Consider the following 23,935-nt stretch of genomic DNA (forward strand, 5'->3'; position numbering starts at 1 on the left):
GGGTCTCCTCAGGTTGTCAGACCGGTGGCGGCCTGGGCCGCCTGCCGGGTCAGTTCGAGCCGCAGCGCGTAGGTTCGCTTCAGCTGTCCAAGCAGGTGCGGCGCACGCGGGTCCTGCGCCATCGCGGCGCGGATCTGTTCCGCGCTGCGATCCAGTTCATGCAGCGCGGGCTGCCACTCCGGCGCAGTGCCATCAGGCAGTGACGCCACGGCCTGCCGGTACTGTTCGGTCATCGCATCGGCCTGCAGCTGCAGGCCACTGGGCGCAGGCAGCGCCTCGGGTGCATGCCGCCACGGCGCGACCGCGTAGAGCGCGAGGCTGGCCGCCAGTGCCGCGCCAACCGGCAACCACCTGCGTCGACGGCTGCGCAGTGGCAAGGCCACCACGTTGTCCTTCGGCACCTGTGCGGCAACCGGCTCGCGGGGGGGCAACCGCGCCGACAGGCGTTCCCAGCCATCCGCCGGTGTGCTGCGTTCAGTGGGAAGGGCGCGCAAGCGCGCCAGCAGGTCGTGATCGGGGTCGTGCGTACTCATGTCATGTCTCCTAGGCGCGCGCGCAGCAGGCCACGCGCGCGATGCAGCTGTGCTTTGGAACTACCGACCGCCATCTGCAGCTGGCCGGCGATTTCATGGTGTTTCCAGCCTTCGATATCGTGCAGCACCAGCACCGCACGTGCGCGCGGTGGCAGGGTCGCCAATGCACGTTCCAGATCGCGTTCGGTGCCGGCGCAACCATCGTGCACCGCCATCTCCGGCAATCCACCGTCCACGTCATCCAGGCTGTCGTGGTCATGCCCGGCGGCACGGCCGCGCAGCTCCATCAACGCGGCGTTGACCCCCAATCGATGCAGCCAGGTGGACAGGCTGCTCTCGAACCGGAAGCCCGGCAGTGCCTTCCATGCCTGCAGGAACGCCTCCTGCAGTGCATCTTCGGCGCGTGCCTGCTGGCCGCCACACAGGCGCCACAAGGTGGCAAACACCCGCGGCGAGTGCCGCCGATACAGCACTTCGTAGGCAGCGGTATCGCCGGCCGCCGCCGCATGCACCAAAGCGGTTTCGTCGACGACATCGTTGGCGGCAGGCGGCGCGGGCATGGTGGTGTCGAGCATATCCGTTGGATGCGGCCACCCGGAAAAAGGTTTAGATCTGCCGACACACTTTCCGCTTGCAACCTTTTCGTGGCTGGCTGCATCCATCACAGGTCCCCCGCAGGCCTGCCCGGCCAGGAGCCTCCCATGTCCAGTCCTTCCTGCGCCGCCCTGCTGGCGATCGTGGCCTGCATGCTGCTGCAGGCGTTCGGCGTTTCCCTGCACTGGCGCGCCGACAGCGGCCGCGCCTGCCTGCAGCAGTACAAACAGGACCTTGTCTGCCTGGCCTGGGCACAGGCAGTCGAAACGCCGACACGCGCCGGGTAACATCAAGACCCGTTTCCGTCACACGTTGTCGCCCCATGATGTTGTCGCTGAAGGACCACCTGCCCGCCTGGACCCACCCCTGGCTGCATGACATTGGGATCGCCCTGCAGATCCTGATCACCCTGCTCGCCGCCTGGCTGCTGCGGGTGCTGGCGCGGCGCCTGATCCGCCGCTTCGCCGATCACTACACGCTGCCACCGGAAATGGTGATGGGTGCGCGCCGGATCACCAGTTTCGTGGTCTATTTCAGCGCGGTGCTGTACATCCTCAGCCTGCTCGGTGCCTCGCCCTCGGTGCTGTGGACGGCCTTCACCGGTTTCGCTGCGGTGGGCGCGGTGGCGTTCTTCGCGGCCTGGAGCGTGCTGTCCAACATCTTCTGCACGCTGCTGATCTTCACCACGCGGCCGTTCCGCCTGCATGACTACATTGAAGTGCTGGAGAACGGCGAAAAGCCCGGGCTGAAGGGCCGGGTGATCGACGTGAACCTGATCTACACCACGTTGCAGGAAACCGGTGACGGCCACGAGGGCACGGTGCTGCAGCTGCCGAACAACCTGTTCTTCCAGCGCACGGTGCGGCGCTGGCGCGACCCGACGCAGGCGCCCGGCGGCATCCAGGGCGACGGCTGAGGTTTGGTTGGTCGGCAGGGCTGCGCCCTGCACCCGCGGTAGTGCCGGCCGCTGGCCGGCAACCTCAACAGCAAAAGCTGCGTTCCTGTGGGATGGCGGGGTGGGCCCGGTGGCAGGGGCCGCTGCAAGTACGTCCATGTAAGCTCGGTCGCCGCATCCATGCGGCTCACGCCCCTGCCACCGGCCCCACCCCGCCTTCGACAGTTTTCCGCGAGCTGTAATCCACGCCATGCGTGGATGCTCTTTCATCAAATTCCAATATCGAAATATTCGATTTCCATCGGAATTCATCCACGCATGGCGTGGATCTACCAGGCACCGGAAAACTGTCAGAGGTGGGGCGGTGTCGGATTGCGGGGTGTCAGCCGCATGGATGCGGCTGCCAAGCCTACAAGGACGTACTTGCGGCGTCCCCGCAATCCGACACCGCCCCACCACCCCACGGAATGCCAGCTTTTGCTGTTGCCTTTGCCTTGGCTTGAAGCATCTGCAGGTGCAGGGCACAGCCCTGCCGAACACCCCTTACCGCAGCTGGCTGTCCTTGCTACCGCGTCGGTTGTAGCCACTCTGCGCCTGTTCCTCTTCGTCGTGCGCCTGCTGACAGTTCACGCACAGCCGAACCCCAGGCACCGCCTCACGTCGTGCCAAGGGAATCGGCGCGTCGCATTCCTCACAGTGGTCCAGACCCGGGCCCTGGCGCAGCTGGCGCCGCGCGCGCGCAATTGCATCGTCAACGGTGGCGTCGATCTGGTCCTGGACCGCGCCATCTCCGGCCCAACCGGTAGCCATGGCCATCCTCCTCAGGGTGTGTCACCTGATATGGGAACGATACTCCCACGAAACAGACCACGCTCGGCCACTCTTCAGCAACCTGAGCAGAAAAGGGGCCGGAGGGGATTACGTCGTTCGTGCCATAAGCGACGTAATCCCCTCCGTCCCTTTTATTTACTCACCAGACCAGGTCGTCGGGCACCTGGAACTGCGCGTAGTAGGCGTCGTCCTCGGCGTTGCCGGTTGAGATCTCGGCGCTGGAGCCGGGCGTGCCATGGTCGACGACGATGGCTTCCGGGGCGCGCTCGCGCACCTTTTCGGCTGCCGCGCGCGGCAGCACCGCGTAGCTGTCGCCCTGGGCCACGATGACCAGCACGCCCACCGACAGCGCCTTGCGCAGCTTGGTATCGATCAGCAGGGTGCGGATCACCGCGCCATCGCTGAAGCGGTACTCGTCCTCGCCTTTGTGCGGTACGGCGTGGGCGCTGATGATCTGCTTGGCCTGCGCCTTGCGCTCAGCCTGCTTGGCCTGCGCATTGCGCTCGGCCGCCAGCGCACGGTCACGCTCGATCTTCTCGGCGCGCGCGCGTTCAGCTTCACGCTGGACCTCCGCCGACGTCGACTCGGCCTTGCCCTGGCGGGCCTTGGCCTGTTCACGCGCGGCGGCACTGGCCTGTGACTTCTTGGCCAGGCCGGCCTTGAGCAATTGTTCCTGCAGCGCGTTGGGCTTTGCCATGGTCGATACGTACCGCGTGTAATCTGGATGCCCCATTCTACCGACGCGCCGACGCCCCTGCATGGCTGTCCTGAAGTACCTCACCGGCTACCCCGAACCCCTGGTCGCCCAGGTCAGCGACCTGCTGGCACAGGGCAAGCTTGGCCCCTGGCTGCAGCAGCGCTACCCGGACCCGCATGAGGTGCGCAGCGACCGCCAGCTGTACGACTACACCCAGGACATGAAGGACCGCTACCTGCGCAAGTCGGTGCCGCTCAACAAGGTCTGCTACGACAACACGCTGGAGGTCATCAAGCATGCCCTGGGCACCCACACCGCCATTTCCCGGGTGCACGGTGGCCGGCTCAAGGCCAGCCGCGAGATCCGCATCGCTACCGTGTTCCGGCAGGCGCCAGCCGCCTTCCTGCGCATGATCGTGGTGCACGAACTGGCCCATCTGAAGGAGGCTGACCACAACAAGGCCTTCTACCAGCTGTGCCAGCACATGGAGCCCGATTACCTGCAGCTGGAGTTCGATACGCGGCTGTACCTGACCGAGCTGGCCAACCGTGGCCAGCGCTGAGCCGGCGTAGCGGCTACACTGCGCGCCCCCTGCCCGACCTTTCGCCATGGAACCGACCCGACTCGACAAACGCCTGTCCGCCCTGCTCGGCATCCCGCGTGGTGAAGCGCGGCGCTATATCGAGGGCGGCTGGGTCAGCGTCGATGGCGAGGTGGTGGAACAGCCGCAGCGCCCGGTGGACGAGAGCGCCAGCATCGTGGTGGCCGAGCAGGCCAGCGACAGCAAGGCCGAGCGCGCCAGCATGCTGCTGCACAAACCGGCGGGCGTGCCGGCCGATGCCCTGTGCGCGTTGATCCGTACCGAGACCCGCAGCGAACTGGATGCCAGTGACATCCGTCCGCTGCAGCGGCACTTCCACGGCCTGCAGCTGGCATCCTCGCTGCCGGCCGACGACAATGGGCTGGTAGTGGTCAGCCAGGATCCGGCCGTGCTCGCGCACCTGCAACGGAACCTGGGCCGCACCGAACAGGAATACCTGGTCGAAGTGGCTGAAGGCGGCCCGGAACGTGGCCCGTGGCTGATGGCCCGGCTGCAGCATGAGGCGGGCGGCCCCAAGGTCAGCTGGCAGAGCGAGCAGCGCCTGCGCTTTGCAGGCAAGGGGCTGACCGCGAAGGGGTTGAGGACTGCGGTGACGGCTGCCGGCCTGCAGGTTGTGGCGGTGCGCCGCCTGCGCATCGGTCGGGTGGCGCTGGGCCCGCTGGCCGTGGGCCAGTGGCGCTACCTGGGCAGCGACGAGCGGTTCTGAATCACTTCATCCACGCATGGCGTGGATCTACTGGTGGCAATTCATCCACGCATGGCGTGGATCTACTGGTGGCGATTCATCCACGCATGGCGTGGATCTACCTCCAGGCATGGTGTGGATCTACCATCGGCGGCATGAGTCTGCGCAAACCCCTATGGCGACGCCTGCTGCGCGTCGCCGCGATCGTCATCGCCGCCCTGCTTCTGCTGGTCCTGTCCGGCCTGCTGCTGGCCGACCGCCTGGCCCCGCAGGCGCGCGGCGAAGCGTCGCAGGTACTGCCTCTGCAGCTTGCGCAGACGCCCATCGATAGACAGATGATGCCGCTGCAGGCTGCCCATCCTGGGCAGTCGGGCGTGGCCTTCCTCAGCGATGGGATGGATGCGTTCGCTGCCCGCGCGATGATCACCGAACATGCCGGCCGCAGCCTGGACCTGCAGTACTACATCTGGCACGACGACCTGATCGGCCACTTGATGGCCAAGGGGCTGTACGACGCTGCCGAACGTGGCGTGCGCGTGCGCATCCTGCTCGATGACATGAATGCCAAGGACAAGGATGCGCTGATGATGGCGCTCGATGCGCATCCCAACATCGAGCTTCGCCTGTACAACCCGTTCCGCAACCGCAGCGGCATCGCCCGCACGCTGGAGCTGGTGCAACGCGCCTTCAGCGTGAACCATCGCATGCACAACAAGAGCTGGATTGCCGATGGGCGCATCGCGATCGTGGGCGGGCGCAACATCGGCGAGGAATACTTCAGCGCGCGCAGCGACGTGAATTTTCAGGACCTGGACCTGGTGGTGGCCGGCCCGGCCGTGCAGCAGGCCAACCAGATCTTCGACGACTACTGGAACAGCGACGCGGCGATTCCAATCTCGGCACTGGCCTTCCACACCGAGGCGCAACTGCGGCTGCTCGTGCGCGAATCGGATCACGAAGCGCAGCGTGAGGCGGCTCGGCCTTACCTGCAGCGGGTAGCCGACTCCCGCCAGCGCCAGCGGCCCAGCCCGGAACCGCTGCACTGGAGCCGGCAGGTGCGGATCGTGTCGGACCCGCCAATGAAGCATCGCGATGACGCGCGCGACGGCTGGCTGGTCACCGAGCTGGTCCGGCAGTTGCAGTCGACGCGTTACAAGGCATTGTTGATTTCGCCGTACTTCGTGCCCGGCAGCGAAGGGCTGGATGGTCTCTCCGCAATGGCCAGGCGCGGCGCTCAGGTTGGCGTGGTGACCAACTCGCTGGCGGCCAACGATGTGGCTGCCGTGCACGGTGGCTACATGGGCTACCGGGTGCCACTACTGAAGGCCGGCGTGCAGTTGTACGAACTGAAGGCCAATGACCAGGCTGGCGACCGCAGTCTGTTCGGCAGCAGTGGCGCCAGCCTGCACACGAAGGCACTGCTGGTCGACGACCGCCGCGGGTTCGTCGGCTCTTTCAATCTCGATCCGCGATCGGCCTACCTCAACACCGAGATGGGTGTGCTGTTCGACGACCCGATGCTGGGCGCGCAACTGCGTGCGGAATATCTGCGCCTGGCCAGCCCGGAACACAGTTGGTGGCTGGCATTGGGCGCCGATGACCGGCTGCGCTGGCTGCAGCGCGAGCCGCCGCCGCACTGGGTCGACAGCGAGCCCGACAGCGGCCCCGGCAAACGCTGGACGGCACGGGTGATCAGCTGGTTGCCGCTGGAATCCCAGCTGTAACGATCAGGGCGCGAGTCCTTCACCATCGCCGTGCAGGCTTTCGTCCAAGGTTTCCACATTGCGCCCATGCAGGCGCCGCCAGATCCAGCGCAGCGCCTGCGGTGGCGCCGCCGGCAGCTGTTCCAGCAAGGCCAGCATGCGGCCCTGGCTGGCATGCCCGTGCCGGCACAACAGGCTGGCCGCCGCAGCGGCGCTGGCCAGTCGCAGACTGTCGGCCAGCGGACCGTCGGCGTCAGGTGCCAAGGCCTGATGTACCGGTTCGGGCAGTTCCCAGGCCGCAGCCACTCGCTGTGCCAACGGTTGTGACCACCGCTGCAGCAACTGCAGGGCCAGCGCCGGCTCCGCCTCTTCGCCGCGCACCTGCGCTTCCTGCAGCAATTGCCGCATGACCAGCGCCGCGCCCAGCCCCTGCACCAGGCCCAGCCATTGCGCAGCGAAGGCATCGCCGAAGGTGACCGTGCGTGCGTGGTCGGCGGCCGCGCGTGAAGCCAGCAGCGCGTGCTCCCAGATGATCGAACTGAACTGCGGGAACACCTCGCACTGCACCTGCATCACCGGCTGCACCAGCACTGCACTGATGATCTGCCGCACACCTTCGGTGCCGACCAGGGTCACCGCTCGCTGCAGGCTTTCCACAGGCCGCTCGTGCACCTTGTAGACCGGGCTGTTGGCGATCCGCAGCAGGTTGCCGGTCAGCACCGGATCCTGACCGATGATCGCGGCCATCACCCGCGCCGACGCAACGTCGTCATTGACCGTCTGGATCAGCTGCGGCAGCAGTTGCGGGCGCCGCGGCAGCTGTCGGGTGGCCCAGTCGCGGTCCTGCAGTGCCCGGTCCACCGCCTCGGCCAGGCCCGACGCACTGACCGCAGCCGGTTCGCCGGCCAAGCGCGGATACAGTGCCAGCGCATGCAGCCCGCGCTGCAGGTGGCTGGCGACCTCGGCTGCCGGCAGGGCATCGCCTTGCAGGCTGGCTGCCGCGGCGGCCACGGCCTGGCGGGGGGCTGCGGCCAGACGTGACGGGGCCTGCCCGGTCAGCTGCGACAGCCAACGAAGCACAGATCGCCACCACGCTGCGGTCATCGCCGCCCACCCTGTCGTTGTCCTGCTGCTGCCACGGCCTGCCCCTGCACCTTCATCCCATCCGGCCACCTGCCGTCGTCGCAGCATCGGCCGCACTTTCATCTTCTTTAACCCGGACGCCTCCGGCGTCGACGGCATATCCCGGGCGAATGGACTAGAATGGCGCCGCGCGACCCGTCCCCCTTTACCGACGACGTCGCTTTTTTTGTTTTCGGACCCTACCGTTCATTGGCAGTTCGCCGCAGTTCACCGCTGATCGCGCCATCGGAGACCCCATGCTATTCGAAACCCTCGCAACCACCGGCCACGAACAGGTGGTGTTCTGCCACAACCAGGATGCCGGCCTGCGGGCGATCATCGCCATTCACAACACCACCCTGGGCCCCGCCCTGGGCGGGGTACGCATGCGCCCCTACGCCAGCACCGACGATGCGCTGGCCGATGTGCTGCGGCTGAGCCGCACGATGACCTACAAGAATGCGCTGGCCGGTCTCAATGTCGGTGGCGGCAAGGCGGTGATCATCGGCGACCCGAAGGTCGACAAGACCGAAGTGTTGTTCCGCGCCTTCGGCCGCTATGTCGATTCGCTGGGCGGTCGCTACATCACGGCCGAGGACGTCGGTACCGACGTCAACGACATGGAGAACATCTACCTGGAGAGCCAGTTCGTCACCGGCGTGCACCAGGTCCATGGCGGCTCGGGAGATCCGGCTCCGTTCACCGCCTATGGCGCGCTGCAGGCGTTGATGGCTTCGATGCGCTTCAAGTTCGGCCATGAGGAAGTGGGCAAGACCAGCATCGCGGTGCAGGGCCTGGGTCATATCGGCATGGAACTGGTGAAGCTGCTGCGCGACCGTGGCGCCAAGCTGTACGTGACCGATCTGGACAGCGCGCTGTTGGATCGTGCGGTCAACGATTTCGGCGCTGAGGCAGTCAAGCCGGACGAGATCCACGAAGTGAATGCCGATGTGTTCGCGCCGTGCGCGCTGGAAGGCGCGATCAACGCCGACACCCTGCCGCGGATCAAGGCGAAGATCATCTGCGGCACTGCCAACAACCAGCTGTCCAGCCTGGAGATCGGCGACGAGCTGCATGCGCGTGGCATCCTGTATGCGCCGGACTACGCAGTCAACGCGGGTGGCGTGATGAACGTGTCGCTGGAAATCGACGGTTACAACCGCGAACGCGCGATGCGGCTGATCCGCAGCATCTACCACAACCTGACGCGCATCTTCGAACTGTCGCAGCGCGAGAACATCGCCCCGCAGCGTGCCGCCGACCGCATCGCCGAAGCGCGCATCCTGTCGATCGGCAAGCTGAAGATGCCGCTGGGCCGCAGCACGCCGCGCCTGGGCAACCTGCGCGGCGGCTGATCGCCCGCCCCCGCGAGCCGGACGGGTGCCGACCGTGGGTCGGCACCGCCGGGCAAGCCAGCCGCTACGATCAGAAGCCAGAGCTGTAGCGCAGCGCGGCCTGACGTGCATCATCACCACCCACGCGCTGGTCGATACCCAGGCTCAGGCGGCCATTGCGGCCCCACCACGATTCCAGCGCCAAGCCGAACAAGGCACTGCCACGCGGTGCGTCGACACCGACCAACGGCGCCCAGGCATCAACGCCGACAAAACTTGCCTGCCAGGCTTGTTCGTTGCCATCCAGACGTTGTTGCCATTCGGCATGGCCGCGCAGGGTCCAACGACCCCACTGCCGCTCGCCTCGCAGGCCCGCCAGCATCTGGCTGCGCTGTGCACGTGATGCCTCACCGCGCAGGCCGAAACCAAAGCCGCCCTGCTCACTGAAGCCATTGGTATCCAGGCGCGTGCTGCTGGCCCCGAGGTATGGGGTCAACGATGCACCGATGCGTCCGAAACGATAGCCGCCTTCGACGCTGGCACTGCTGAAGCGCCCACCGTAGCGCGCGGACACACCGTAGGCACCGGCGCCCAGCAGCAACTGGCGGTCCAGTTCCCGGGTGAACTGGCCGGTGCCGAACTGGGCCAGCGCATAGCCACGCCCCAGGTTCCAGCCGGCATACAGCTGCGCCTGCGCCTGGCGGTCACGCCCACGATCACCACTGAAGTTGCTGCCGCCGTTGCTGCGGGTTTCGCCAAAAGCCATGCCCAGCAGGCCATTGCTGCCCAGTGCCACGTCCTGACCTGCCATCCAGCCCTGGCTGTCGGCGGCGTTGCCGGCAAAGCTGCCCTGCCCGGCTTCGCCCAGCGCACTCTGCCAGGCGCCGCGCAGCTTCGGTGCTGCCTGCACGCGGTCGAAGCGCTCGGCAACCGCACGGCGCGACATGTCCACGCTGTCGAAGGTCGACGCTTCAGCACGCGCATGCGCCTGTCCGGACAGACTCTCCAGGCTCGCCGACAGGCCATCGGTCCCGCCAGCCGTTCGCTGCAGCGCCCCGGCGGCCGTACCAAATGCGGAACCCTGCAGGTTCGCGTTGCGGTCCAGCGCGGTGAATGCCGACGCCACCCGCAGTGCCGATGCCTGTGCATTGGCGCCCAGGCCGGACGCAGCGGCCGAAACATTGACCTGGGTCAGGTCCATCCACGCGTCGTTGCTGCCATAGCCGTACTGTGCCTGCAGCAGGGTCAGGCCGTTGGCGCCGGTGTTGGCCACCGGCGTGGTGAACGTGCCGTTGATACCGCCGTTGGCGTGGATCAGCCCTTGGCGGCTGCCGGCCTGCGGCACGTAACCGGAAAGGATGCCATCGACCACGACGCCACCGGCCAGGCGTGCGGTGCCGGTCACCTGCAGCGCGTTCACACCCAGTGCGACGATCAGCTGCGCATCCGGCCGCTGGCTGTAATTGCCTTCGATGGTCGCGGTGGTGTTGGCGTTGACCAGCACCACGCTGGCGCCGTTGTCGACGTTGCCGATCACCCGCGGCGTGCCCGGCATGAACTGCAGGCCGGCCATCGAGGCACCGCCGGCACCAGAGATGCTGACGTTGGAACGGATCACAGCGCCGCCGCGCAGGGCCAGGCTGCCGCGCTCGACGCGAGTGGCACCGCTGTAGCTGTTGTTGCCACTCAGTTCCAGCCGGCCATCGCCGCGCTTGACCAGGCCGCCAGCGCCGGCGATGTCGTTGCTCCAGATCGAGCCCGAAGAGGCCGCGTCGACATTGACCGTGACATCGCCCCAGTCGAAGCGGCCGGGACCGTTCACCGCCTTGCCGACGTTGAGCATGCCGTAGCCGTAGATTGGATCGACGCCCGGCGCACCGATGTCGGTGGCGGTGCCGAGCAGGGTCTGCCGCACCAGGTCGTTGTCGAAGTACGGGTAGCGCTGCCAGACCAGCGCAGCAGCACCGGAGATCAGTGGCGCGGCGAAGGATGTACCGTAGTTCCACAGATACTTGCCGGTACCCGGCTCCGGGAACACCGCGCTGCCGGGAGCGGTCAGGCAGTAGCGTGCGGCGTCGCCGCAGGCATTGGCCCAGGGTGCGCGTTCACCGGGCTTGTTCGGATCGATCGCGGTAGCCACCAGCCAGCCCTTTTCCAGGTCGGCTGCCGGCAGCGATCCGCCGAGGCCACGCTGGCTGGGCAACGCGGCCACGCTGCTGGGCTGGTCGCGCCCCTCATTGCCTGCGGCGAACACCACCAGGCCACCGTGATTGATGATGAAGGGGCGGTATTCGGCCGCGACCTGCGCGGTGGTGCCGAGGTCGGTCCAGTACAGGCCGCCCCAGGAATTGTTCATCACCTTCACGCCGTAGTTGATCAGGTCCTGGTGGACCCCGGCCACGCCCAGCGTGCCGCTGAAGGAATTGCCCTTGCCGCTGCCGTCATCTGCGGGCGTGGTATCGGAAATGATGCGCGCCGAAACGATCTCCGCACCCGGTGCAATGCCCCCGGGCCAGACCCCCACCGGTACACCAGCAGCCAGGCTGGCAACGGCCGTGCCGTGGCCAAGCACGTCATCGACGTTGAGATTGTTGCGACTCGGGTCGATGTAGTTGAGGTTGGCCACCACCCGTCCGTTCAGCGCCTCGGCACTGCGCAGCACGCCCGAATCGACGATGCCGATGCGGACGCCGCGGCCGGTCGCGCCAGTGGCGTGTGCGGCACTCGCGTTGGTCTGTGCCAGATGCGCATCCACGGCCGGCTCAAGCGGCCTGGCCGCTGGCGGCGGGGTAACCGGGGGGGGGACGGGAGGCGTGGTCGGTGGCGGGTCGATGCGCACGTTGCTGCCACCGCCTCCACCGCCACACGCCGACAGCGCCACCGCCAGCGCCGATGCCAGGACCGACCTTCCCATCGTCTTACGTTCCATCGTTTCCTTCCCATGAACGTTGGCCTGCCGCCATCCGGGCAGGCATCCAGTGCTGCCCTGCGGCAGTCTCCGCCGACCCTCTATACTGAGCCGGCCCCCACGCAGTCTGCCGGGAAACGGCGCCGCTTCCAACGCCCGTCGTCTCCTTTCCGAACATTGCTCACGCATCAACGAGATTGCCATGTCCAACATCGTCATCGCCGCCGCCAAGCGCACCGCCATCGGCTCCTTCCTCGGCCAGTTCAACGGCGTTCCGACCCCGACCCTCGGCGCGGCCGCCATCGCCGCCGCGCTGGATCAGTCGGGCGTTCCTGCCAGCGACGTCTCCGAAGTCCTGATGGGCTGCGTGCTGCCGGCCAATCTCGGCCAGGCCCCTGCCCGCCAGGCAGCGATCGCCGCCGGTATCCCGCTGTCGGTCGGCGCGACCACCCTCAACAAGGTCTGCGGTTCGGGGATGAAGGCCATCATGCTCGGCCATGACCTGATCAAGGCCGGTTCGGCCAAGGTCGTGGTCGCCGGCGGCATGGAATCGATGTCCAACGCCCCGCACCTGCTGCCCAATTCGCGCACCGGCAACCGTTTCGGCAACTTCCAGGCCGTGGACCACATGGCCCACGACGGCCTGGTCAACGCCTATGACGGCAAGGCCATGGGCGAGTTCGCCGAATGCGCCGTGGACAAGTACCAGTTCACCCGCGAAGAGCAGGATGCTTACTCCATCGAATCGGTCAGGCGCGCACAGGCGGCCCAGGCCAACGGCGCCTTCGCCGACGAAATCGTTGCGGTGAAGGTCGCCACCCGCAAGGGTGAAGTCGAGATCGCCAGCGACGAACAGCCCGGCCGTTCGGACATCGCCAAGATCCCGACCCTGCGCCCGGCCTTCAAGAAGGACGGCAGCGTGACCGCCGCCAGTTCCTCCAGCATTTCCGATGGCGCCGCCGCCGTGGTCCTGCTGACCGAAGAAGATGCTGCCGCACGCGGCCTGCAGCCGCTGGCGCGCATCGTCGGCCATGCCACCCATTCGCAGGAACCGGAGTGGTTCACCACCGCCCCGATCGGCGCGATCCACACCCTGCTGGAGAAGACCGGCTGGTCGCTGGACCAGATCGATCTGTTCGAAATCAACGAGGCCTTTGCCGTGGTGGCGATGGCCCCGATGCGCGAACTGGGCATCCCGCACGACAAGCTCAACGTGAATGGCGGTGCCTGCGCGCTGGGCCATCCCATCGGTGCCTCCGGCGCACGCCTGGTGGTCACCTTGGTCAACGCATTGCGCACGCGCGGCGGCAAGCGCGGCATTGCCACCCTGTGCATCGGCGGCGGCGAAGCGACGGCTATCGCCATCGAGTTGATCTGAAAGGGTTTAACGTCTATTTCGCAAAAATGAATGCGGGATCGCTTGACACCCAATCTTGGCTTGTCATCATGTTGTCGGCGCGCAGCATGCGCGTTGCCTAATTCTAACGACGAGGATTTACACAATGAGCATCAACAAGCTGCTGGTCGCGATGTCCCTGGCTCTGGCCCTGGCCGCCTGCTCGAAGCAGGAAGCTGCCCAGGACGCCGCTGCTTCGGCCAACCAGGCCGCCACCGAAGCCCAGGCTGCTGCCGACCAGGCCGCCGCTGCTGGCGCCCAGACCGCCGACGCTGCCCAGCAGGCCGCTGACACCGCCGCCACCGCTGCTGACGCTTCGGTTGACGCCGCTGCCCAGGCTGCTGGCGCTGCCACCGACGCTGCTGCCGGCGCTGCTGCCGACGCTGCCAAGGCTGCTGAAGGCACCGCCGAGAAGGCCAAGGACACTGCTGAAGAAGCCAAGAAGTAATAACTTCTTTCTTCAAGCTGTTCTGAAGAAGCCGCTGGTTCGCCAGCGGCTTTTTCTTTGCGCGCAGTTCTGTGCGCAGGTCACCACCACGTCTTCACAACGGTATGAATAGGCTGGCGTCCCCATCCATTGCAGTACCGGAGACCGCCATGAAGATTCGCCCGCTGACCATCCCCCTGCTGGCCGCCTCCCTGCTGCTCGCACTGGCTGCCTGCAAGGGCCCGGAAGCCGAACAGGCCAAGCAGGACGCCGCGCAGGCCGCCGACAGCGCCGGTGCCGCCGCACGCGATGCCGTCGACAAGGCCGCCGCAGCCACCCGTGACGCCGCCGACAAGACCGCCGCCGCCTCCGAGCAGGCAGCCGCCGACACCCAGCAGGCGCTGGACAGCGCCGCCGCCGCCACCGCCAACGCGGCCGACAAGGCCAAGGTCGCAGCGACCGATGCTGCCGCCCACGCCAGCGACGCCACCGCCGATGCCGCGCAGAAGGTTGCCGACAAGGCTCGCGATGTGGCCGACGACGCCAAGACCACTGCCGCCAAGGAAGAAGCCAAGCACTAAGGCCTTCGCGTTCGCCGGGCATGGCCCGGCGCTACCGGATAAGCCGAGCCCGTGCTCGGCTCTAGAGGAAAAGCCGCGGCATCGCCGCGGCTTTTCTGCTTTCTGCTTTCTGCTTTTCGCTTCTTCTGTTGATTCCGTGCTGGACGCGCACGGAAACCGTCCAAGGCCGCGCGGGTGGGCTGCGCAGGGGCGTAAGCGCCATGGATGGCGCGCCCGAGCCTACAGGGACGTATTCACGGCGCCCCCTGCGCAGCCCACCCGCGCGGCCCTGCCCATGCTCCTGCAGCGCCCACCACGAGGGGCTCCGCCGTTGGCCGCCGCTACGGCAGCGCGCGCGCCAGCATCCCCGCCACGTCCACCCCGGCCGGCAGCGTGCCGAATGCCAACCCATGTTCGCCCTGCAGCCGGCTGCGGATGAATGCTTCTGCCATCGGACTGTGTGCACGCAGCAACAACGCCGCCTGCAGCAGCAATGCAGTTCGTTCGCAGAACACCCGCGCCTGTTCCTCCTCCGGTGCCGCCGCATCGCGCCACTGCTGCAGCGCCGCCGCATAGCGCACATCACGGTCGGCCACCGCCTCCAGCTCACCGTGCAGTGTCGCCAGCACCTCCGGTTCGCGCGCCAGCGCGCGCAGCACATCCAGGCACTGGATGTTGCCGCTGCCCTCCCAGATCGAATTCAACGGTGCCTGCCGGTACAGGCGCGGCAACATCGATTCCTCCACGTAGCCGGCACCGCCCAGGCATTCCTGTGCTTCGTTGACGAACGCAGGCGCACGCTTGCATATCCAGTACTTGCCCAATGCCGTGCCCAGCCGCGCAAATGCGGCCTCCGCCGGATCACTGCCGGCGTGATCGACCGCGCGCGCGATACGCATCGCCAGCACCGTGGCGGCTTCCGATTCCAGCGCCAGATCGGCCAGCACGTTGGCCATCAGCGGATGGTCCAGCAGCGGCTTGCCAAAGGTGCGCCGATGCCGTGCGTGGTGCAGCGCCTGCGCCAGCGCCATGCGCATTTCCGCCGCAGCGCCCAGCATGCAGTCCAGCCGGGTCATCATCACCATGCCGATGATGGTGGCCACGCCGCGTCCTTCCTCGCCCACCCGCCAGGCCTGTGCACCACAGAACTCCACTTCGCTGGATGCGTTGGCCCAGTCGCCCAGCTTGTCCTTCAAGCGCATCAGGCGGAACGCATTGCGATCGCCGTCGGCCAGCCGCCGTGGCATCAACAAGCAGGTCAATCCGGCCGGCGCCTGCGCCAGTACCAGAAAGCCATCGCACATCGGTGCGGAGAAGAACCACTTGTGCCCGATCAGTCGATAGCGCTCGCCATCGATGGGTTCGGCGCGGGTGGTGTTGGCGCGCACGTCCGAGCCACCCTGCTTCTCGGTCATGCCCATGCCCAGGGTGATGCCGGCCTTGTCGGCCACCGGCACATCACGCGGGTCGTATACCGGTGCGGCGGCCTTGCGCGACCACTCGGCCAGATGCGGCTGCCCGCGCAGCACGGCTACCGCGGCGTGGGTCATGGTCAACGGGCAGCTGGTGCCGGCCTCGGCCTGGTGGTGCAGGTAGCTCAGCGCAGCGCGCGCGACATGCGCGCCGGGCTGTGGCTCGTGCCAGGACAGCCCGGCAACGCCATGCTCCTTGGCCGTCTGCATCAACTGGTGATACGACGGATGGAACTCCACGGTGTCGATGCGATGTCCCTGCGCATCATGGGTGCGCAGGCGCGGGCGATCGCGGTTGGCATCGAAGCCCAGCCGGTACAACGCGTCGCCAGCCAGCCCTCCATACACCGCCAGGCGGGGCGCGAACGCTGCCGCACCCTCGCGCTGCACGGCCTCCATCAGTGCGATGTCGTCGGTCCACAACTGGCGACCGGCGAACGGTGGCGGCTGGTTGAGCACCACGTGGGTTTCGTAGGGAGCGCTGCTGTTGAAGCTCGGTCCACTCATCGGTTCCTTCCCCGCCGGCAAGAGGTGTGCGGCCCGATTGTGCCGTATCGTCCGGCAACCCCGCGTTCAGGCCGATTCTCGCCGCGTGCACGACCGGCGCGCCACAGTGATGGCATGGCAGGCAATGACGATCTGGTGGTACTGCGGCCGGAAGGCCTGTACTGCGCGGCAGGCGATTTCCATATCGATCCCTGGCGGCCAGTACCGCGCGCGGTCATCACCCATGGCCATGGCGACCATGCGCGACCCGGCATGGGCGAATACCACTGCAGCACCGGCAGCGTGCCGATCCTGCACTGGCGCCTGGGCGATGTGCCGCTGCACGCGCATGCCGAGGGCGTGCCGTTCGCGCTGGGCCGGGTGCAGGTATCGCTGCATCCGGCCGGCCACGTGCTCGGCTCGTCGCAGGTACGCATCGACGACGGTGAGCAGGTCTGGGTGGCGTCGGGCGACTACAAGCGTCAGCCCGACCCCACCTGCGCCCCGTTCGAAGTGGTGCCCTGCGATACCTTCATCACCGAAGCGACCTTTGCGCTGCCGATCTATCGCTGGCCCGATACACGCGCCGTGGCGGCAGAGATCGCCGCCTGGCGTCGCGAGTGCGCGCTGCGGGGGGAAGCGGCCGTGCTGCTCTGCTACGCGCTGGGCAAGGCGCAACGCGTGCTTGCCGAGCTGCGCGCGGTGGATGACCAGCCTGCGTGGCTGCATGGCGCTATCGCCAACGGCGTCGCCGTCTATCGGCAGGCCGGCGTACCCATGCTCGAAACGCTCACGGTTGCCGAACAGGGACGTCAGGCCGATGCCGCAGGCCAGCTGATCCTGGCGCCGCCCTCGGCCGCCGGCACGCCCTGGCTGCGCCGGTTCGGTCGCCACCAGCTCGGTTTCGCCTCGGGCTGGATGCAGTTGCGCGGCAATCGTCGGCGCCGCAACGTCGACCGCGGCTTCGTGATCTCCGACCATGCCGATTGGCCGGCGCTGCTGCAGACCATCACGCAGACCGGCGCACGGAGGATCATCGCCACCCACGGCAACACCGATGCGCTTATTCCGTATCTGCGCGAACGCGGCATTGCCGCCGAAGCCTTCCGCACCGATTTCGGAGGCGAGGAATGAAGGCCTTCGCCGCGCTGTACCAGCGGCTGGATCGCAGCACGGCGACGCTGGACAAGCGCGCGGCGCTGATCGACTACTTCCAGCACGCACGTCCGCACGACGCAGCGTGGGCGCTGTACCTGCTCAGTGGTGGCAAGGTGGGCGGCGCGCGCCGCAAGATCGCAGGCAGTGGCGAACTGCGGGCGTGGATCGCCGAAGAATCCGGCCTGCCGCCATGGCTGGTCGAGGACAGCTACGCGCAGGTCGGCGACCTTGCGGAAACGCTCACGCTGCTGCTGGATGATCCTGCCAGCGAAGGCGAGGATCGCCCTCTGGCCGACTGGATCGAACAGCACCTGCTTGCCGTCGCCAACCAGCCGGAGCCCGTGCGTCGTGCCGCTGTAGTCGAGGGCTGGCGACAGCTTGCATCGGCCGAACGCCTGGTCTTCAACAAGCTGCTGACCGGCGCACTGCGCGTTGGCGTATCGCAGCGCGTGGTGCAGCAGGCATTGGCCGAGTGGTCCGGGCTGGACATCGCCCGCATCGCCCAACGCATGCTAGGCGACTGGGTGCCTTCCCCTGGCCTGCTGGCCACTTTGTTGTCTGCCGAAGAACTGCCGACCGATCGCCAGCAGCCCTATCCATTCTTTCTGGCCTCGCCGCTGGAAGGTGAGCCCACCGAGCGACTGGGCGAGATCAGCAACTGGCTGTTGGAATGGAAATGGGATGGCATCCGCCTGCAGCTGCTGCGGCGCCAGGGCGAGGTGGCCTTGTGGTCGCGCGGCGAAGAACGGCTGGACGGTCGCTTCCCGGAGATCGAGCAGGCCGCAGCATCGCTGCCCGATGGCTGCGTGCTCGATGGCGAGCTGCTGGCATGGGACGACGCCGACAATCTGCCGCGTGCATTCACCGCGCTGCAGACCCGCATCCAGCGCCGCAAGCCGGGCGCCGCCACCCTGCGCAACACGCCTGTGCGCGTACTCGCCTACGATCTGCTTGAACGCGACGGTCAGGACCTGCGTGCGCTGCCACTGCAGCAACGGCGCGCGCAGTTGGCCGAGGTGGTCGGCGCGCTCGGCGATCCGCGCATCCAGCTGTCGCCCGAGGTACCCGCCGACGATTGGCAGCATGCCGCGCAGCTGCGCGAAGCATCGCGCGATCGCGGCGTGGAAGGGCTGATGCTGAAGCGCCGCGACTCGATGTACCAGTCCGGGCGTCGTCGTGGCGACTGGTGGAAGTGGAAGGTCGAGCCGCTCACCATCGATGCCGTACTGCTGTATGCGCAGGCAGGCCATGGCCGGCGCAGCACGCTCTACACCGACTACACCTTCGGGGTCTGGGACGGCGAGACACTGGTTCCAGTGGCCAAGGCCTATTCCGGGTTGGACGACAAGGAGATCCTCGCCCTCGACCGCTGGATCCGCGCGAATACCCGCGAACGCTTCGGCCCGGTGCGCAGCGTCAGTGCCGAGCAGGTGTTCGAACTCGGCTTCGAAGCGGTCAACCGTAGCGCGCGCCACAAATCCGGCATCGCCGTACGCTTTCCACGCATCCTGCGCTGGCGCCACGACAAGCCGGCTGCCGAAGCCGACCATCTGGCCCAGCTGCAGGCGCTGGCGCGATGAAGCGCAGCGATGCGCTGCAGCGCCTGAACGACTGGTTCGGAAGCCGCGGCTGGCGCGCCCTGCCCTTCCAGCGCGTGATGTGGCGCCACTACCTGGCTGGCGAATCGGGCCTGCTGCATACCCCCACCGGCAGCGGCAAGACGCTTGCCATGTTCGGCGGCCCCTTGCTGCAGACGATGCTCGACCCGCCCCCCGCACCACGTCGCGCCAGCGCGGTACGCCCGCTGCAGGTGCTGTGGGTGACACCGCTGCGGGCGCTGGCCAGCGATACCGCACGTGCGCTGCAGGCGCCGATCGACGGCCTTGGCCTGGGTTGGCGCGTGGGGTTGCGCAGCGGCGATGCCAGCACTCGCGACAGGCGCCTGGCGCGTGAAGGTCGCATCGACGTGCTGGTGACCACACCGGAATCGCTGGCGCTGCTGCTCAGCTATCCCGACACCCTCGAGCGCATGCGCAGGCTGCGCTGCGTGGTGGTGGACGAATGGCACGAACTGCTGGGCAACAAGCGCGGCGTGCTGCTGCAGTTGAACCTGGCGCTGCTGCGTGCGGCGGCGCCCGCGATGCAGCTGTGGGGGCTGTCGGCCACATTGGGCAACCTGCCGCAGGCACGCGACGTACTGCTGCCACACCGGCCACAGTCACCCATCGTGGAAGGTGCCCGGCAGCGGCCGGTAACGATCCGCAGCCTGCTGCCCGAACCCGGCGAACGCTTTCCATGGGCCGGGCATCTCGGTCTTTCCCAGCTTCCGCGCGTGCTCGATGCAGTGTTCCGCGCACGCAGCAGCCTGTTTTTCACCAATACGCGTGCACAGGCGGAACTGTGGCACCAGGCCCTCGCAGCGGTGTGGCCGGAGGATGCCGGCACGCTCGCCCTGCACCACGGCTCATTGGATCCCGCGCTGCGCCAGCAGGTTGAAGACGGATTGCGTGCGGGCACGCTGCGGTGCGTGGTCGCCACGTCCAGTCTGGATCTGGGCGTGGACTTTCCGGAAGTGGACCAGGTGCTGCAGCTGGGCAGTCCGAAGGGGGTGGCCCGCCTGCGCCAGCGCGCCGGGCGTGCGCGCCATCGGCCCGGTGCCAGTGGCGAAATACTGTGCATTCCCAGCCATGCGCTGGAACTGGCCGAGTACGCGGCGGCCCGACGCGCGTTGCATGACGGTGTGATCGAAGCGCGACGTCCTCCAACGTTGTCGCTGGACGTATTGGCCCAGCACGCGGTCAGCCGCGCGCTGGCGGGCGGCTTCAACGCCGATGCACTGCTGGAACAGGTCCGTGGCACGCATGCCTTCGCCGCGCTGGAGGACGCACAGTGGAATGCCGTGCTCGATTTCATCGTACAGGGCGGACGTGCATTGTCCCGGTATCCGGAGTTCCACAAGGTGGTACGCGATGCCGATGGCATCTACCGCATGCCCGGTCGCCGCCAGGCGCTGCGCCATCGGCTGTCGATCGGCACCATCAGCAGCGACGGCAGCGTGCGCGTGCAGTTCCTGCGTGGCGGCAGCCTGGGCGCGGTGGAAGAGCAGTTCGCCAGCCGCCTGCGCCGCGGCGACCGCTTCCAGTTTGCAGGGCGGCTGCTGGAACTGGTGCAGCTGCGCGACATGACTGCGTTCGTGCGCATGGCGCGCGGTGGTGGTGATGGTGTGGTGCCGCGCTGGCAAGGTGGGCAGTTGCCACTGTCGATGCCCTTGGGCCGCGAACTGGAAAAGGTGCTGTCAGGCGCCGACCAGAGCGCGGAGTCGCGGTGGCTTGCGCCGCTGCTGGCATTGCAGTCGCAGCTGTCTGCGCCGCCATCGCCCGGCCACCTGCTGGTGGAAGACGTGCGCCGACGCGAAGGCCAGTTTCTGTTCGTCTATCCCTTTGCGGGCCGCCATGTGCATGAAGCGCTGGCCGCGCTGCTGGCCCTGCGCTGCACCCGTCGGCAACGCAACAGCATCGGCTATGCAGTGAATGACCATGGCCTGGTGCTCGCTCCAGCCACGCCGCTGGATCTGCAGGAACCAGACTGGCGCGCGATGCTGGACGCTGGCGACCTGCTGCAGGACCTGCGCGAAGCGGTGAACCTGGGCGAGCTGGCACGCCGCCAGTTCCGCGGCATCGCGCGCGTGGCGGGCCTGCTGGTACCCAGCCTGCCTGGCGGCATGCCGCGCTCGCTGCGCCAACTGCAGGCCTCCGCCGGACTGCTGCATGACGTGCTGCGCGAGCACGATCCGGAACATCTGCTGCTGGCACTGGCCGAGCAGGAAGTACTGCACGACAGCCTGGATCTGCCCGGGCTGCAGCAGGTGCTGGCAGGCATCGCCACGCGTTCGTTGTCGCTGCAGCAGCCATCGTCACTGACCCCGCTGGCATTCCCGCTGTGGGCCGAACGCCTGCGTGGGCAGTTCAGCAATGAAGACTGGCGCACGCGCGTGCAGCGTGCTGCGCAGCAGCTGGAGCGCCGCCATGGCCGCTGATCTGCCGCTGCAGCTGGGCGGTGAGTCGATGCTGCTGCTGGGCGGTCGGGCGCTGCTGTGGCCGGCGCGTCGCACGCTGTTGATCGCCGACCTGCACCTGGGCAAGGCGGACGTGTTCCGGCGTGCGGGAATCGCCCTGCCGTCGGGCGGCACTGGCAATGACCTGCAGCGCCTGCAGGACATGGTAACCATGCGCCAGTGCCAGCAACTATGGATCCTCGGCGACGTCCTGCATGGCCCGGTGCATCGCGCAGCTTGGTATCAGCAATGGCTCGGTTGGCGCGAGCAGCACGCGGCCCTGGACATCCACGTGGTGCGCGGCAATCACGATCGTGATCTGCCGAAGGCAGCGCTGCAGGTACAGATGCATGACGACGCACGCTTGGGGCCGTTCCTGCTGCGGCACGAGCCGCTGGCCGATGCCTCCGCGCACGTCCTGGCCGGCCATGTGCACCCGCAGGTTGCGTTGCCGGCGCTGCGTCGACGCTTTCCCGCGTTCTGGCTGCGCAAGGGCATCACCATCCTGCCGGCATTCTCGGCATTCACCGCCGGTGTCGTGCCTGTACTGGCACCGGGCGAACAGCTGCTCGCCTGTGTGGAAGACAGCGTGGTGCCGCTGCCGGTTCGCTGATTCGTCGAGGCCTGCGTCGAGGCCTGGCCTGCAATTACGACGGGCGGGCGACGATCCCGGGCATCAGGCTGAAATCCGGCGCTTCCTCGTCAGCGTGGCGCGGCAGTGCCTGTATCGCCACCAGCATCTCGTGGGCGCAGGCGCGGATATGGTCGTGGCTTTCCGGTGATGCGTGGCTGATCAAATTGCCGACATGGAACTCGAACACATCTTCCAGTACGTCGGGCTGGTCCTCGTGCAGCATCCGCAGCAGACCGCGCAGCTTGCAGATTTCCGATTCCAGCTTCTCGACCGCGAACAACATGGCGTCCTCCTCGTGCATCGTGCGGCGCATCCGGGCCGCAGCAGGCAGCGACGGCGGCGCCACCCGGGCCACGCGATGATCGATCACGAAAAGGAAAGCGGGCGACGCGGCTGCCGCGTGCTCATCTCTTGTCGCATAAACGGGGTGAGGCAATCGTTAAGTGACCTGACGAAGAGCTTCACGCGATGGCCGGCATCGCCACGCCCGGTACCGGCACGGGCGCAGCGGCAAGCGCCTCGATGAATGCGGGATCGAGCGGCAACGCGCCCAGCCACCCGTGCTGGGTTCCGCTGAGCACGCGCAGCATGTGTCCGCGCCCGCCAGGCAATCGTCCCATCGGCCCCAGCAGCACGTCGCGCGCCTTCGCCCACGCATCGCGATCGGACTGGAACAACGGCGTCAGCCAGCGGCTCCAGCGTTGATAGACCGCCACATGCGCGCGCCGTTGCGCCTGATAGGCCTGCAATGCCGGTTCACGGCCACCATGGGTGCGCAACGCGTCGCGCAGTGCCAGCGCATCCAGCAGCGCCATGTTCACGCCCTGCCCCAGCTGCGGGCTCATCGCGTGTGCTGCATCACCGACCAGTACCAGCCGGCCCTGGTGCCAACGCTTCATCACGGCATCGCGGTACACCGCCCGTGCCAGTTGCCCAGCGTCCTGCAGATGGGCGAAGCGCGCGCCCGCCTGTGGCCACAGCGCATGCAGTTCTTCCAGCCAGGGCGCCATGCCGTCGCCCTGCCAGCGCTCGAAATCCGCGCGCGGCAGGCTCCAGAAGAAGCTCAGGCGAGGCGTATCGTCACCCGGACGGGTACCGACCGGCAGCAGGCCGATCATCTTGCGCGCGGCGACGTAGCGCTGCCGCAGCTGCTGCATGTGCGGCCAGTCTTCGGCCGGCAACAGGCACCACAGCGCGCCCCAGGGGTACACCCGATCCAGCGCCGCGCCGCCTTCGATACCGTTGCGCAGCGTGGATGCAGCGCCGTCGGCGGCAACCACCAGATCGAACGGTCCATGCGTGCGGCCGTCGCTGTCGCGCAAGCGCCCCTGCTGGTGATCGACCTCGACGACGGTCGTACCCACATGCAGTTCGCCGGCGCCTTCACGCGCTTTGTCCAGCACCGAGAACAACGCCCCGCGCTGCATGCCCAGGCCGTGCAGGCGCGCATCCAGGCCGTCATAGCCCATGTCCATCACCGCGCGCTCGCACGGGGTATCACCATACAGCCGGCGCACCGGCATGGCGTAGCCACGCACGGCATCGAGCAGGCCCATCTGCCACAGCACCTGCAGTCCGCTGGGCTGCAGCAGGAACCCTGCGCCCACCGGCCCTGGCGTCGGCACGCGTTCGAAGATCTCCACCTCGTGGCCGTCACGGGTGAGCAGGATGGCCAATGCCTGGCCAGCGGTGCCGTATCCAATTACGGCGATGCGCAGTCGTTCCGTCATGCCCGCATTGTGCCATCGGCGCAGGGGTGGTACATCGACCGCCTCCTCTTCCGAGCAGATTTGCATCGGGCTCCGCCACCACTGCCGTCTCTCCTGCGAATGTCCCCCGGCAGCC

22 protein-coding genes are annotated in these 23,935 nt (G+C 67.4%); 13 read left to right on the forward strand and 9 right to left on the reverse strand.

Going from position 1 to position 23,935, the window contains the following annotated elements; all coding sequences use genetic code 11:
* Positions 1 to 8 precede the first annotated feature (8 nt).
* Positions 9 to 533, reverse strand: coding sequence for a hypothetical protein (locus tag ACEF39_RS15310; RefSeq protein WP_500285659.1), 525 nt, complete (start codon positions 531 to 533; stop codon positions 9 to 11).
* Complete coding sequence (locus ACEF39_RS15315) at positions 530 to 1,108, reverse strand: RNA polymerase sigma factor (RefSeq protein WP_500285660.1); 579 nt, start codon at positions 1,106 to 1,108, stop codon at positions 530 to 532. Before ACEF39_RS15315 ends, ACEF39_RS15310 begins: the two co-directional genes overlap by 4 nt.
* Positions 1,109 to 1,234: 126 nt before the next feature.
* Between ACEF39_RS15315 and ACEF39_RS15320 the strand changes: the two genes are divergently transcribed.
* Together ACEF39_RS15320 and ACEF39_RS15325 are read left to right on the forward strand one after the other, a co-directional pair.
* On the forward strand, positions 1,235 to 1,414 hold the full coding sequence (locus tag ACEF39_RS15320) for a hypothetical protein (RefSeq protein ID WP_500285661.1): 180 nt from the start codon (positions 1,235 to 1,237) through the stop codon (positions 1,412 to 1,414).
* A 35-nt stretch (positions 1,415 to 1,449) separates the two neighbouring features.
* Positions 1,450 to 2,043, forward strand: coding sequence for a mechanosensitive ion channel family protein (locus ACEF39_RS15325; protein WP_080353823.1), 594 nt, complete (start codon positions 1,450 to 1,452; stop codon positions 2,041 to 2,043).
* Positions 2,044 to 2,565: 522 nt separating this feature from the next.
* Here ACEF39_RS15325 and ACEF39_RS15330 read toward each other — a convergent pair.
* The gene (locus ACEF39_RS15330; protein WP_500285662.1) at positions 2,566 to 2,832 is read right to left on the reverse strand and encodes a DksA/TraR family C4-type zinc finger protein; all 267 of its coding nucleotides are present in this window, start codon (positions 2,830 to 2,832) and stop codon (positions 2,566 to 2,568) included.
* A gap of 160 nt (positions 2,833 to 2,992) precedes the next feature.
* Complete coding sequence (locus ACEF39_RS15335) at positions 2,993 to 3,550, reverse strand: DUF2058 domain-containing protein (RefSeq protein WP_500285663.1); 558 nt, start codon at positions 3,548 to 3,550, stop codon at positions 2,993 to 2,995.
* A 61-nt stretch (positions 3,551 to 3,611) separates the two neighbouring features.
* Between ACEF39_RS15335 and ACEF39_RS15340 the strand changes: the two genes are divergently transcribed.
* The 3 genes from ACEF39_RS15340 (at position 3,612) to ACEF39_RS15350 (ending at position 6,560) form a co-directional block, all read left to right on the forward strand.
* A complete protein-coding gene (locus ACEF39_RS15340; protein ID WP_059064772.1) occupies positions 3,612 to 4,112 on the forward strand; it encodes a M48 family metallopeptidase in 501 nt (166 codons plus the stop codon).
* A 46-nt stretch (positions 4,113 to 4,158) separates the two neighbouring features.
* Positions 4,159 to 4,857 (forward strand): RNA pseudouridine synthase, encoded by a 699-nt coding sequence (locus ACEF39_RS15345; RefSeq protein WP_025879164.1) that lies wholly within the window; start codon positions 4,159 to 4,161, stop codon positions 4,855 to 4,857.
* Between the two features lie 134 nt (positions 4,858 to 4,991).
* Entirely contained in the window at positions 4,992 to 6,560 is a 1,569-nt protein-coding gene (locus ACEF39_RS15350; RefSeq protein WP_500285664.1) for a phospholipase D family protein, read from the forward strand.
* A 3-nt stretch (positions 6,561 to 6,563) separates the two neighbouring features.
* Here ACEF39_RS15350 and ACEF39_RS15355 read toward each other — a convergent pair whose 3' ends face one another.
* Positions 6,564 to 7,643: an HDOD domain-containing protein gene (locus tag ACEF39_RS15355; protein ID WP_500285665.1), complete on the reverse strand. Its 1,080-nt coding sequence runs from the start codon at positions 7,641 to 7,643 to the stop codon at positions 6,564 to 6,566.
* Between the two features lie 275 nt (positions 7,644 to 7,918).
* Between ACEF39_RS15355 and ACEF39_RS15360 the strand changes: the two genes are divergently transcribed.
* A complete protein-coding gene (locus ACEF39_RS15360; protein ID WP_500285666.1) occupies positions 7,919 to 9,016 on the forward strand; it encodes a Glu/Leu/Phe/Val dehydrogenase dimerization domain-containing protein in 1,098 nt (365 codons plus the stop codon).
* Between the two features lie 70 nt (positions 9,017 to 9,086).
* Here ACEF39_RS15360 and ACEF39_RS15365 read toward each other — a convergent pair whose 3' ends face one another.
* Positions 9,087 to 11,924 carry a S8 family serine peptidase gene (locus ACEF39_RS15365; protein ID WP_500285667.1) on the reverse strand — a complete coding sequence of 946 codons (2,838 nt, stop codon included), beginning with the start codon at positions 11,922 to 11,924 and terminating at the stop codon, positions 9,087 to 9,089.
* Between the two features lie 181 nt (positions 11,925 to 12,105).
* On the opposite strand from ACEF39_RS15365, the gene ACEF39_RS15370 reads away from it, so the two are divergent.
* The 3 genes from ACEF39_RS15370 (at position 12,106) to ACEF39_RS15380 (ending at position 14,307) form a co-directional block, all read left to right on the forward strand.
* The gene (locus ACEF39_RS15370) at positions 12,106 to 13,281 is read left to right on the forward strand and encodes a thiolase family protein (protein ID WP_500285668.1); all 1,176 of its coding nucleotides are present in this window, start codon (positions 12,106 to 12,108) and stop codon (positions 13,279 to 13,281) included.
* 124 nt (positions 13,282 to 13,405) lie between these two features.
* Positions 13,406 to 13,747, forward strand: coding sequence for a hypothetical protein (locus ACEF39_RS15375; protein WP_500285669.1), 342 nt, complete (start codon positions 13,406 to 13,408; stop codon positions 13,745 to 13,747).
* A 149-nt stretch (positions 13,748 to 13,896) separates the two neighbouring features.
* The gene (locus ACEF39_RS15380; RefSeq protein WP_500285670.1) at positions 13,897 to 14,307 is read left to right on the forward strand and encodes a hypothetical protein; all 411 of its coding nucleotides are present in this window, start codon (positions 13,897 to 13,899) and stop codon (positions 14,305 to 14,307) included.
* A 320-nt stretch (positions 14,308 to 14,627) separates the two neighbouring features.
* On the opposite strand, the gene ACEF39_RS15385 is transcribed toward ACEF39_RS15380, so the two are convergent.
* Complete coding sequence (locus tag ACEF39_RS15385) at positions 14,628 to 16,265, reverse strand: acyl-CoA dehydrogenase family protein (protein WP_500285671.1); 1,638 nt, start codon at positions 16,263 to 16,265, stop codon at positions 14,628 to 14,630.
* 114 nt (positions 16,266 to 16,379) lie between these two features.
* On the opposite strand from ACEF39_RS15385, the gene ACEF39_RS15390 reads away from it, so the two are divergent.
* From ACEF39_RS15390 to pdeM, 4 genes are read left to right on the forward strand one after another with little or no spacing between them, the layout of a single operon-like run.
* On the forward strand, positions 16,380 to 17,378 hold the full coding sequence (locus ACEF39_RS15390; protein WP_500285672.1) for a ligase-associated DNA damage response exonuclease: 999 nt from the start codon (positions 16,380 to 16,382) through the stop codon (positions 17,376 to 17,378).
* Positions 17,375 to 18,982, forward strand: coding sequence for an ATP-dependent DNA ligase (locus tag ACEF39_RS15395; protein WP_500285673.1), 1,608 nt, complete (start codon positions 17,375 to 17,377; stop codon positions 18,980 to 18,982). The genes ACEF39_RS15390 and ACEF39_RS15395 overlap by 4 nt, the downstream gene beginning before the upstream one ends.
* On the forward strand, positions 18,979 to 21,438 hold the full coding sequence (locus ACEF39_RS15400) for a ligase-associated DNA damage response DEXH box helicase (RefSeq protein ID WP_500285674.1): 2,460 nt from the start codon (positions 18,979 to 18,981) through the stop codon (positions 21,436 to 21,438). The genes ACEF39_RS15395 and ACEF39_RS15400 overlap by 4 nt, the downstream gene beginning before the upstream one ends.
* On the forward strand, positions 21,428 to 22,069 hold the full coding sequence (gene pdeM / locus ACEF39_RS15405; protein WP_500285675.1) for a ligase-associated DNA damage response endonuclease PdeM: 642 nt from the start codon (positions 21,428 to 21,430) through the stop codon (positions 22,067 to 22,069). The genes ACEF39_RS15400 and pdeM overlap by 11 nt, the downstream gene beginning before the upstream one ends.
* Positions 22,070 to 22,103: 34 nt before the next feature.
* Here pdeM and ACEF39_RS15410 read toward each other — a convergent pair whose 3' ends face one another.
* The gene (locus ACEF39_RS15410) at positions 22,104 to 22,373 is read right to left on the reverse strand and encodes a hypothetical protein (RefSeq protein WP_500288037.1); all 270 of its coding nucleotides are present in this window, start codon (positions 22,371 to 22,373) and stop codon (positions 22,104 to 22,106) included.
* A gap of 178 nt (positions 22,374 to 22,551) precedes the next feature.
* Positions 22,552 to 23,820, reverse strand: a complete 1,269-nt coding sequence (locus ACEF39_RS15415) for an FAD-dependent oxidoreductase (protein ID WP_500285676.1) — start codon at positions 23,818 to 23,820, stop codon at positions 22,552 to 22,554.
* Between the last annotated feature and the right edge of the window lie 115 nt (positions 23,821 to 23,935).

The organism is Stenotrophomonas indicatrix, from assembly GCA_041545745.1.
In the GTDB taxonomy this organism is placed as follows: domain Bacteria; phylum Pseudomonadota; class Gammaproteobacteria; order Xanthomonadales; family Xanthomonadaceae; genus Stenotrophomonas; species Stenotrophomonas indicatrix_A.